Origin of the sequence: Candidatus Fukatsuia endosymbiont of Tuberolachnus salignus, assembly GCF_964030845.1 — a bacterium.
In the GTDB taxonomy this organism is placed as follows: domain Bacteria; phylum Pseudomonadota; class Gammaproteobacteria; order Enterobacterales; family Enterobacteriaceae; genus Fukatsuia; species Fukatsuia symbiotica.
In genome coordinates this window covers 2,005,007-2,015,770 of the sequence record NZ_OZ034983.1, presented here as the reverse complement: position 1 = coordinate 2,015,770, position 10,764 = coordinate 2,005,007, and the positions used below count along the sequence as shown (strand labels likewise).

The following is a 10,764-nucleotide window of genomic DNA, read 5'->3' as shown; positions in this document are numbered from 1 at the left end:
GATCCGCAAAATTCTCTGTAGGTTTCAAAAGAGGCCTCATGTGGGAGCCAGGCCCCGCGGCAGGTTTCAGGTTGCTTTCAGTCGCAAAAGGGTTGAGTTAACATTTCAATAATTTCGCCGTTAGCTGGCGGAAACTCAGTACTCCGTAATTCGCTCTGATGCACCCAGCGCGTCGGTTGTCCTTCGCGACCAAAGGGCTCGTTTTGCCACCGTTTTACCAAATAAAAATGTAAGGTCAAGGCACGATCAGTATAGTGATGCTGTAGTGTTTTAAACAGTGAGGCTTGTTGTACAGTAATACCGATTTCCTCCAGTAACTCGCGTTTTAAAGCAGCAAGCGGCGTTTCATTTTGCTCAATTTTACCCCCAGGAAATTCCCAAGATCCGGCCATATGTGAATGATTGACGCGTTGAGTAATAAATATTTCTTGTTGTGTGCTGCGGACAATACCTATGGCAATCTGTAAGTGCTGCAATTCGAGTTCCTCCTATCTTATTATAATTTTTCTGATGTTTTTTTACGCTAATAACCTGTTCGAAGTCTCTTGTGCCCGCCGTGTTTTGGTCAAGTAATTCGTCAAAAATGCGCCCCAAATGCCCATTTACTCCTTTCCGTTGTATACAAAGAAAAAACTGCGTTTTTTCGCCCATTTTTTCCTCTTCTGAGCACAGAAAAAAGATTTGAAACAGGCTCTAAGTGAAATAAAGTTACACTAAGATAAAATAACCAATAAAAAACAAATAGATAAAATATTTTTTGCTTATATAATAGGCAACAAAACACGACAAAGCACAACTTTTCAGTCACTATTTATCAATATGTTGCCTCTTCATTTCGACCTATCGTCTTGCTCTGAACGAAGATTCCTTTCTGTAATTCATCGTAAAGTTATTCATTTTAAAAAAAGCTATTCTTTTTTGCCTCACTCTTCAGTTCATCATCAAAATAAAGCATATCAGCTAGATCTTTACAATTAGGTGAATTTTTTGCAACTTCAGCTGGATTTGTTAATAAAGACTTGACAATCCCATGGAATTCAGGTTTGACATTTTTACATATCCACGCTAAAAATAAGCTGCGGCTTTCAGGATTTATCGCTCCGGGATGTTTATAAATGTCTTTGGGGTAATCGTCTGGATATATTTCATGCATAATATCTACCTTAGGGGACATTGCCGCTTTTTGAAGTAAAGGATCTTCTGTCGTGGCTACTATCATAGCCAGTAAAAGCGCATAGTTATCCGCTGTTCTTAAATAAGAGTAATCATAAACCATTTCCTTTGTTACAGGATCTTTTCTATCCCAGTTATTTACCAAACCATATGTGGTATTACATCCAGTAAAAATTACTTCTCTATATTTCATCCCTTTTTTTACTATATTTATATCAATAAAATTAACGCTTCCTTTATTCAAGGTCATGTTTTCTATTTTAATATCTGTTAAATATATATCTTTATTATGTAATTTTTTTAAATCAAATGCTGCATCTTTAAATGCACTAACCTTCAGTATGGTTCCTTTTTCGAGTAAATCAAATAAATCTTCACCTGCATTAGGCGCCACTATTTTATTCTTAGCGACAACCAAACCACTTATTACTGTCGGTGTCTCTCGTAGAAGTCTATAATATTTGTTATTACCTTCATCAAAGTCAGTCCAGTTCCTAGAAATAAGGTTACGACTGGGTATAAATACTACAACTCGCCCATTTCTTTGAACTAAACGTTTAGACGTACCTTCTATCTGATCTTCATCTTTAAGCTCTTCACCTGGTGTACAAATAACACGTTCAGAATATGTCCTTTTCATATCAAAATAATATATTTTCTTTTTATGTGTCAGATTAGTCCCACTATATTTCATTTCCAAAAATTCATGATCTGTACCTTTTTTTTCATCTTTTTTCTTTAAGGTTTTTTCATGTTTTAAAAAATAGTTTGCAATTTTTTTGCTTATAGAAACGATATTTTTTTCTATAAACTTTTCTAATTCATTTGCACTTTTTCCAGGCAAACTAAAGAATTCACACCCATTTTGTATAATTGTTTTATATGACTCATTAACAGGTTGATTATAGATAGATATTCCATAGATATTAAAAAAAATCTTTCCTTCTTGTAGAGAGACGGAAAATTCATTTTTTTCATCAACATCCGCTAAATCTCTCATTTCCGAGAAAAACATTAATTTATTTAAACTCTGATCTTGATAGATTTTCATTCTGCCATCATCTGGTTGAATTGCACATAATTTTTTATATAATAATCCAAATTTATCATTCCTTATTTTATATGAGTCAGGATATGAGGTTGATGGTTGAAGAAAAATCATTTTGACCCATTTTTTGGAAATATCATCAATATCTTGACTGAAAATAGATTCTCCAGCTATATCAAATCTCATTTGGCTATGATTATTTAGAGAAACAGTACATTGCTCTTCTCCACCCTTCCCAGCCATCTTTACTATGTCTGCAAAAATCCTACATTTTTCGAGACTATCGTCTTTTTTCTAATTTTGATGTAATTCATCATACAATCGTTCAAACTTTTTTTTCTGCTTTCACTTCTAAATAAATCAAAAAACCGATAAAGAAAATTCATATGTGTCGCTTTTTTTCTATCTCCACTGAGCATAGCCCCTATTCTTTCGCCCCCTACTACCACAAGCGTGCCTTGAAAATTTAAGAATGTATTATTGGTTATCATTTCTACCTTCTATTAAAATATTTTGTCACAAAAATAATCCTATTGTTACAGGACTTACATAAAGCCCAGGATTAATATCTTTTCAACCACTAGCGAGATAAAGTGTTTTTTTAATTTTTTTACATCGAAATACACTGGGCTTGCGTGAGTCATGTATTAATTAGACTCTTCTTGAAAAAATTATCTTCTAATAAAATGTATTTTATTTTGTTTATAGTAAATTTTTTTCATTTTACAGCACAATGAGCCCATCCCATGCATTAAAGCAGGATTATACTCATTAATTAACCAATTTAAGGTTGTAAAATATTCAATTTCTTTATGTTAATTGAACTTGTGAGGAGTCTTGATCTGTAAAATGCTTGAATACAAACCTTATTGATTATAAATAATATAAAATGGAATCCCGTCTTGGGTTGTTGCGTGCTGGGAGCCAACATAATGACCCTATTGTACTTATCCAAACTCGACTTCTAGATTAGAGTACAACAAGTCTGAACACGCCCCTTCACCCGAGATAACATCCCCTTCTTACGCAGTTCGGTTTTACTTCCACTAATCCGCGAGACTAATGATATATCCACACATTCATCTGGAATTTTGCAACAGAGCACATTAGTAATGGCGAGTAATATCCCGTAGTCAGCAGCAGTTATATCATCAATAGATTTAATTCTTGATATTTTATTCATTACTAAATCTATGTGTTCTCTGTCGGATTTATTCATAAAATTGTCCAAAGCACTGTGAACCTTTTTTCGCTCTGTAGCTGAAAAATGACGACCAAGGATACCTGGAACAAAATATTTCAGATGATACGCATTATTATTAATCCATAGAGAACTTGATGTCCTATTTTGCAGTGTACAGTTGTATAATAATAAAAGAGACAGTGTACTGATATCAGGGGATTTTTCTATCAATGAATAAAAATGATCTAGATTTTCTCCTAACGATGGTTCATTTCTGTCTGAAACAACAGCTAACGAAGAACCTTTAGGTAACAATGCTGCGTTGTCAATTGCAGCAGCACCGTGACAGGCTGTCATAAATATATTTACAGGTTTATCCGTACATTGCCCAATCTTCGCAAAAAAATCGCTACAACTTATATATTCACCATCTAAGTCAATCATTAACTGACCATTTTCTAGTATTCCATGTGAAATCACGAACAAAGTTATTCCACAATTGTTGTCAGAGCTGTTTTTTTGAGCTAATAAATTGATGGTATAGCGTAACGTATTAATTTTGATTACAATGTATAGCTAAATTATTTAACAGGGAGTTAGCGATGAGCCACTCTGTCGATTTTCGCCGTAAAGTTCTGAGTATTCGAGAGAAAGAAAACTTGAGTATCAGAGAGACCGCTAAACGCTTCCACATTGGTTCAGCTTCCGTTACTCGCTGGCTCAGTCGTATCGAGGTTAAAGCTTCTTCCCCCCGTCGGCGTAAGCTTGATAAAGTGGCGTTAGCTGAAGATGTTGCACTTTATCCCGATGCTTACCAACGGGAACGGGCGGCGCGCTTTCAGGTGTGCCAGAAAGCCATTTGGCAGGCACTGAAAAACCTGGGTGTCACCTATAAAAAAAACCCTGCGTCATCCCAAGGCAGACGAAGAGACACGGCGCGCCTTCCAGGACACGATAGCCTGCTATAAAAAGCAGGGAAAACCGGTCGTTTATCTGGATGAAAGCGGTTTCGCACACGATAGGCCACGAACCCACGGTTATGCTGCACGAGGTCAACGCTGTTGGGGTACCCAGGATTGGCAGGCCAAGGGCCGAACAAATGTCATTGGTGCGCCACCTGGAAAGTCATGCCGGAGACCGGATCGGTGACATTCATCACATCATCGGCGATATCCCCGCCTTGAGGCATCGCCGGTGTCCGTGACGCCAGCAGAAACGCATTGCGATCGAAGGCCATGTTAGCGGTGTATAGCGTAGGCTGTATAAATTGATGTATAATTTCAAGATGACTTATCCATTAAAATTTCGCCAACATGTATTGGCTATTAAAGAGCAAGAAAAGCTTACATATGCCCAAACGGCCACACGTTTTTGTATTGGGACCGCAAGTCTGATGCGCTGGGCTAAACGAATAGAACCTTGTCTGACACGTGATAAACCCGCCAGTAAAATAGCTCGAGCGGCGTTGATTCTTGATGTGGAAACCTACCCTGACGCGTCTCAATACGAGCGAGCCCAACGTATGGGAGTGAGCGCTAGAGGTATCTGCCATGCGTTGAAACGGGCAGGGTTTAGCTATAAAAAAAACATTTTATCATCCAAAAGCCAACGCCCAATCCCGAGAAGATTTTCAGATCAAGATCCAGGCCTATGAAGCCAGCGAGACCCCTATTATTTACGTTGATGAAAGCGGTTTTGCTCATGACATGCCCCGCCTCTACGGCTATTGAGCTAAAGGTAAGCGGTGTTACGGTCAACATGATTGGCACGCTAAAGCACGTACCAATGTCATTGGCGCTCAGCTTAACGGAAAATTAACCACCGTTTGTGCCTTTGAATACAATATCAATAGCGATATTTTTCATGCGTGGGTAACCCAAGACTGACTGCCAAAAATCCCTCAAGGTGCTGTTATCGTGATGGATAATGTGAGCTTTCACAAACGCCAGGATATCCAGTCTACTAGACAAAAATCTGGTTTTATTCTGGAATATCTCCCGACGTATTCTCCTGACCTCAACCCGATTGAGCACAAATGGGCTCAGGCTAAAGCCCTTCGTAGGAAACGACAATGCGATATCGACACTCTCTTTCTGACCCTTTATTTTGAATCAATTTATACGGCTACAGCCATAGTGACCAACCAGCGTGACAGCGGTGTTGTCCGCCAGGTCTTGCAACAAGCCCGGTGCAGACAGGGTGATAGTCGAGGCGCTGGCCGCGGCCACCACGTATTGATGCGTATCGCCGGTAAAGGTGACAATATCCCCTCGGTTTATCGTGCCACTGCCGGTATCCACCGCGATCAGTTGATCACCGATTTGATAACCGCCCGCTTTGTTGACCAGAAACCCACTGCCTGTCCCTGCTGTGACCCGTTTGATGCCCGCGGAATTGTGCAAATTAAAGCCTTCGATACGCCCGATGGTCCCTTCACGCAACAGGGCTTCGCTGCCCGCTTCGTTGACTTTAAACAAGACGGATTGTTTGCCGCGAATGTTGGAAATAGCCGCTGACCCCAAGACCATTTGCAAATCGGTGGTCGGGGCTCCGTTATCTTCCAGCACGCGACGCGCATCGGCAAAATCGGCCAGGTCTTCTTTGACGCCAAAGGGAGTGCTCCCTGCCTTTCCGACAGCCCGCGCTGAGCCGGTGTACAGTGCCCCTAAATCGCGATCGACTGCGTTCGCCAGGGCACGAAAGGCTTGTTTGAACTGGTCAGCCAGCAGCAGGTTATAGGTGCCTGCCGACCCGACAGCCAGTTGTTCTTCCCCGTTCCATTGCACGGGCGCCATTTTGGATTTGCTGATTTTAACTTCCACTGTACTGATGGTTTGTTCCGCACTGCCTGCTGCGGTGGGACCAGGCACGATGTCCACCGTTTTAGCGATGGGGGCCACCGGTGCGGTGATATTTTGATCGAGGGCGGCGGCTTCCGCTTTGCTATTACGGGCGACGGCGGGAATAAAACCGACTTGCTCACGGGAAACGCTGTCTAATGCGGTATAAATCGTGGGGATCAACCCCGTTAAGGTGTTTGCCATGCTATTGCTCCAGGGTAATGTGTGTACAGTTAATCGACGATCGAGATACCGTCTTTGAATGCGGCCTGTTTGCTGCCGATGTCCAAGGCATCAAAGGCGCTGCGTTTGAGTGTTTTTTGTCCGTGCTGCTGGGGTGTGGGCTGCGAGCCGCCCACACGGTGGCCGGAGGCTTTCAGAATGTGGTCTTTGTGCGGATACTGTTCGATGAGGTATTCTAAGGCTTCCTCAAACTCCGCGATTTCCCCGGGCTGACGGCGTGAGAATACCTTGTTGCCTGCCGCATCCGTGGCGACCACCTTGCCCGCGTCAATGCTGAACGCCTGACCGAACCGGGCTTGCACCAAATCCGCTGGAATAGCCAGGTTATCCTGGATAAACGCCGAACTGCTGAAACGTCCGCCAATCATCTCTTGATACAACTGGGCTTCCAGGGTTTTATTTTTGCTGCTGGCCTCGTCAAGCTGGGTTTGAAAGGCTTGAGTGATTTGTGCTTTCACCTGATCAACCGCGCCCGCATCGATTAATTTCTTTTGATCGATGTGGGTGAGCGTTTGCAGTGCTTCACGGGCTTTCGCCGGGTCGTCAATGCCTGCAAACGCCTTGAGTTTGGCCTCGAGTGCTTCCTTGGCCTCACAGTGGCCTTTGGCCTCGCCATTGAGGGCGCTAATTTTGTTCAAGGCCGCCACCGCATCAAAGGGGATCGCTTTGCCGTCCTCATGCAAATACACCGGCATGCCGTTTTCCAGTACTGCTTTTCCTTCTGTATCGAGGTGTAATTTCATTGCTCTTTTCTCCGCCCGCAGGCTGGGTTAACCGGTCATCCGACCCGGGCGCTGTGGCGCCTCCGCTCACAGCTGTTCATAAAAAAAGCCACCCTGGGGTGGCCTGTGTGAATGTTTATTTTTTACTCTGTTTGGGTGATTTTACGCAGCTGTTCCAAGGTGAGCCATTCCCCTTTGTCGCTGAAAAAGTCATCGGGACGCCGTCCCTCCTCTCGCAGCATTTTAGCGCGGGTTTTACCTAGGACTTGGATTTGCCGCGCGTAGGGTTGTTGCTGTAACCAGTCAGAATACGTGGTATCCGCAGGCACTTGCCCGTCCAGGCTGGCGCGTGTGCCCGGGTCCAGCTCATCCCGGTCAATGCCCAGGGCGCGCCAGGATTTGATGACCAGTGTCTCCGTTGAGCGACAGCAAAAGTGCAGTCGCCCCGGTCCTTGTAGATAGGGGATGTGATGGCCGAGTGGCTGGCCGGCTAGGGTGTAGCACAAACGGTCACGGATAACACAGGGTGATGAGGTTTTGTTATCCAGCGTACTGAGCCACTGTTTTCTGTCTATCATTGCGGCGTTATTTTCAGCAAATTTATCCCGTGCTACCGCTGAAACATGGTTAACAGCGGTTTTGACCACACTGGTGAGATTTTTGCGACTGATGTCCAGTACCCCATCTTGATACTGTTTTGCCCTGCTCCCGCGTACTTTGCGTGTAATTTGCTCGATGGTATCACCCAAGAGAAACCCGTTTTTTACCGCGTTGTTGATACGCTGAAAGCGATCGCTTTCCAGATGACTGACCCAGTCGTGCAGTAAACGCCCTTGAAAGGGCTCCGCCATCGCTGCCGCGTAAACCTGTTCTGCGGTGATAATCGCTAAGGGATAGCGGTGTAGCACCCCATCAGGCAGCAGCTTATCAACAAGACGGCAGTGATAACCCGCTTCGTGCTCGGCAAAGGCTAGCAATTCCTCACTGAGCGACAAATACAGGGTACTCATTGCCTGCTGATTCACCTCTTGGACACAGGCTAACAAGCGGGCTAACTGTTTGACTTCGATGTGCTGCGGGTTCACTTGCTCCACTCTCCCGAAAAGTCGGGCGGTTAATTCAGCATCATATTAGACCTCTTCGGAAACTATAGCAGGCGCCATGTAACGTGATCACTTTTGTTAATAAATATTAATTAATATCAGTATGTTATTTCTGATTTTCATAATCAACTGATACGGCGCCTGCTATAGCATTCATGTAGGAATGTTGTTAAAAATCTCCTGAACAAGGAGCCCCCATGAAATATGAACAAATAAAGGTATTGGAAGAGGAAAAATTTCGGCGCTTAACCGGAGTTAAACGCAGTACATTTGAAAAGATGATAAAGATATTGAATGAAGCAGATAAATGTAAGCAAGGGAACGGAGGTCGGAAACCCAAGCTGGGTTTAGAAGATCGCTTATTAATGGCCCTTGAGTATCTACGGGAATATCGCACTTATTTTCATGTTAGCCGAAGCGATGGGGTGAGTGAGAGCACCTGCTATGAAACGATTAAATGGATAGAAAATACGCTAATAAAGCATCCTGATTTTGCACTCCCTGGACGCAAAGCTTTATTAAAAAGTGATAGGGAGTATGAGCTCGTTCTTATTGATGCCACAGAAACGCCGATTGAACGTCCCCAAAAAAACAAAAGCAGTTTTACTCAGGAAAAAAGAAACGACCCACCTTAAAAACCCAAGTGATCGTCGATAAAAAAAGCAAAGCAGTCATCTGTACAAGCTTTACTCATGGGAGGCGTCATGATTTTAGGTTGTTCAAAGAGTCTGGCGTGCGAATACATCCTGAAATCAAAACAGTGACAGATACAGGTTACCAAGGGCTTGGCAAGATCCATTCAAACTCGGCGTTGCCTAAGAAAAAGACAAAGAAAAATCCCTTAACAAAAGAAGATAAACGCAACAATCGTGAGTTATCAAGCCAGCGTGTATTAAACGAAAATGTCATTGGTATGATTAAACGATTTAAAATCGTATCAGATCGTTATCGAAACAGGCGAAAACGTTTTGGATTACGATTTAATCTGATTGCAGCAATTTATAACATGGAAATTAGATAAATCAGAGTTTCCGAAGAGGTCTAATGAAAGAAAAAGAAAGTATTAAGTGGATAGAGACCCTCTACGAGACAGCGGCGCTGATACCCAAAGATAGCCGCTTAATCACGCTGGGAGACAGAGAAGCGGATAGTTTCGAATTTTTTCGGGTTGCAAGCTCACTAAAAACATTTTTTATTATCCGCAACCGGAAAGACAGAAAGTTTATGGCTGTAGCCGTATAAATTGATTCAAAATAAAGGGTCAGAAAAGAGAGTGTCGATATCGCATTGTCGTTTCCTACGAAGGGCTTTAGCCTGAGCCCATTTGTGCTCAATCGGGTTGAGGTCAGGAGAATACGTCGGGAGATATTCCAGAATAAAACCAGATTTTTGTCTAGTAGACTGGATATCCTGGCGTTTGTGAAAGCTCACATTATCCATCACGATAACAGCACCTTGAGGGATTTTTGGCAGTCAGTCTTGGGTTACCCACGCATGAAAAATATCGCTATTGATATTGTATTCAAAGGCACAAACGGTGGTTAATTTTCCGTTAAGCTGAGCGCCAATGACATTGGTACGTGCTTTAGCGTGCCAATCATGTTGACCGTAACACCGCTTACCTTTAGCTCAATAGCCGTAGAGGCGGGGCATGTCATGAGCAAAACCGCTTTCATCAACGTAAATAATAGGGGTCTCGCTGGCTTCATAGGCCTGGATCTTGATCTGAAAATCTTCTCGGGATTGGGCGTTGGCTTTTGGATGATAAAATGTTTTTTTTATAGCTAAACCCTGCCCGTTTCAACGCATGGCAGATACCTCTAGCGCTCACTCCCATACGTTGGGCTCGCTCGTATTGAGACGCGTCAGGGTAGGTTTCCACATCAAGAATCAACGCCGCTCGAGCTATTTTACTGGCGGGTTTATCACGTGTCAGACAAGGTTCTATTCGTTTAGCCCAGCGCATCAGACTTGCGGTCCCAATACAAAAACGTGTGGCCGTTTGGGCATATGTAAGCTTTTCTTGCTCTTTAATAGCCAATACATGTTGGCGAAATTTTAATGGATAAGTCATCTTGAAATTATACATCAATTTATACAGCCTACGCTATATCGATGAAAAGGGGAAAAAAACAACGGTGCAAACCGCCTTGTCAAAGACGCCGATTTTAAAAACCATAGCGCTCACTCTGCCCAAAAATCAGCAAAGGGTAGCAAGAACGGCTTATGTGGATATTCGCTCCACTTCAGGCTGGCTCCCCATTAGAAATAATTTAGTTTATGGGCCTACCAATAAAGACGCTTCACGGCATATCCATGAAAAGGTTCACGTATCTGCCATCAGTGTTAAAGAACAGCCTCCTCCAGAAGGAATAGCGCCTGTCGAATGGGTATTATTGACCAATTTGACGGCCACTGACGCCTTTGAAGCAGAAGAGAAAGTGAATTGATA

The 10,764-nt window shown here is 43.0% G+C and carries 12 protein-coding genes and 3 pseudogenes; 6 read left to right on the top strand and 9 right to left on the bottom strand.

Going from position 1 to position 10,764, the window contains the following annotated elements; translation table 11 throughout:
- Positions 1-77: 77 nt before the first annotated feature.
- The 3 genes from mutT to AAHH42_RS09730 form a co-directional block, all read right to left on the bottom strand.
- Complete coding sequence (gene mutT, locus AAHH42_RS09740; protein WP_119797396.1) at positions 78-476, bottom strand: 8-oxo-dGTP diphosphatase MutT; 399 nt, start codon at positions 474-476, stop codon at positions 78-80.
- A 422-nt stretch (positions 477-898) separates the two neighbouring features.
- A complete protein-coding gene (locus AAHH42_RS09735; RefSeq protein WP_342221004.1) occupies positions 899-2,464 on the bottom strand; it encodes a hypothetical protein in 1,566 nt (521 codons plus the stop codon).
- Between the two features lie 721 nt (positions 2,465-3,185).
- Positions 3,186-3,884: a hypothetical protein gene (locus AAHH42_RS09730; protein WP_119963773.1), complete on the bottom strand. Its 699-nt coding sequence runs from the start codon at positions 3,882-3,884 to the stop codon at positions 3,186-3,188.
- Between the two features lie 122 nt (positions 3,885-4,006).
- On the opposite strand from AAHH42_RS09730, the gene AAHH42_RS09725 reads away from it, so the two are divergent.
- The gene (locus AAHH42_RS09725) at positions 4,007-4,372 is read left to right on the top strand and encodes an IS630 transposase-related protein (protein ID WP_342221003.1); all 366 of its coding nucleotides are present in this window, start codon (positions 4,007-4,009) and stop codon (positions 4,370-4,372) included.
- Between the two features lie 143 nt (positions 4,373-4,515).
- On the opposite strand, the pseudogene AAHH42_RS09720 reads toward AAHH42_RS09725, so the two are convergent.
- A pseudogene (locus AAHH42_RS09720) lies at positions 4,516-4,653 on the bottom strand (P22 coat - protein 5 family protein); the annotation flags it as partial.
- 36 nt (positions 4,654-4,689) lie between these two features.
- Here AAHH42_RS09720 and AAHH42_RS09715 point away from each other — a divergent pair.
- Together AAHH42_RS09715 and AAHH42_RS14830 are read left to right on the top strand one after the other, a co-directional pair.
- The gene (locus AAHH42_RS09715) at positions 4,690-5,058 is read left to right on the top strand and encodes an IS630 transposase-related protein (protein ID WP_072549715.1); all 369 of its coding nucleotides are present in this window, start codon (positions 4,690-4,692) and stop codon (positions 5,056-5,058) included.
- 265 nt (positions 5,059-5,323) lie between these two features.
- Positions 5,324-5,413, top strand: a pseudogene (locus AAHH42_RS14830) (hypothetical protein); the annotation flags it as partial.
- A gap of 123 nt (positions 5,414-5,536) precedes the next feature.
- On the opposite strand, the pseudogene AAHH42_RS09710 reads toward AAHH42_RS14830, so the two are convergent.
- From AAHH42_RS09710 to AAHH42_RS09700, 3 genes and pseudogenes are all read right to left on the bottom strand, one after another.
- A pseudogene (locus tag AAHH42_RS09710) lies at positions 5,537-6,448 on the bottom strand (P22 phage major capsid protein family protein); the annotation flags it as partial.
- Positions 6,449-6,477: 29 nt separating this feature from the next.
- A complete protein-coding gene (locus tag AAHH42_RS09705; protein WP_342221002.1) occupies positions 6,478-7,230 on the bottom strand; it encodes a DUF6651 domain-containing protein in 753 nt (250 codons plus the stop codon).
- A 122-nt stretch (positions 7,231-7,352) separates the two neighbouring features.
- A complete protein-coding gene (locus AAHH42_RS09700; RefSeq protein ID WP_342221001.1) occupies positions 7,353-8,303 on the bottom strand; it encodes a hypothetical protein in 951 nt (316 codons plus the stop codon).
- 206 nt (positions 8,304-8,509) lie between these two features.
- On the opposite strand from AAHH42_RS09700, the gene AAHH42_RS09695 reads away from it, so the two are divergent.
- Both AAHH42_RS09695 and AAHH42_RS09690 read left to right on the top strand, forming a co-directional pair.
- A protein-coding gene (locus tag AAHH42_RS09695) for an IS5 family transposase (RefSeq protein WP_342221000.1) occupies positions 8,510-9,333 on the top strand; the annotation gives its coding sequence in 2 pieces (ribosomal slippage) (positions 8,510-8,897 and positions 8,897-9,333; 825 coding nt in all).
- A 23-nt stretch (positions 9,334-9,356) separates the two neighbouring features.
- Positions 9,357-9,554 (top strand): hypothetical protein, encoded by a 198-nt coding sequence (locus AAHH42_RS09690; RefSeq protein WP_342220999.1) that lies wholly within the window; start codon positions 9,357-9,359, stop codon positions 9,552-9,554.
- Between the two features lie 6 nt (positions 9,555-9,560).
- On the opposite strand, the gene AAHH42_RS09685 is transcribed toward AAHH42_RS09690, so the two are convergent.
- Positions 9,561-9,752, bottom strand: a complete 192-nt coding sequence (locus AAHH42_RS09685; protein ID WP_342221998.1) for a transposase — start codon at positions 9,750-9,752, stop codon at positions 9,561-9,563.
- 265 nt (positions 9,753-10,017) lie between these two features.
- Positions 10,018-10,386, bottom strand: a complete 369-nt coding sequence (locus AAHH42_RS09680) for an IS630 transposase-related protein (protein ID WP_072549715.1) — start codon at positions 10,384-10,386, stop codon at positions 10,018-10,020.
- Position 10,387: 1 nt separating this feature from the next.
- Here AAHH42_RS09680 and AAHH42_RS09675 point away from each other — a divergent pair, with 1 nt between their 5' ends.
- On the top strand, positions 10,388-10,762 hold the full coding sequence (locus tag AAHH42_RS09675) for a hypothetical protein (protein WP_119797200.1): 375 nt from the start codon (positions 10,388-10,390) through the stop codon (positions 10,760-10,762).
- The last annotated feature ends 2 nt before the right edge of the window (positions 10,763-10,764 follow it).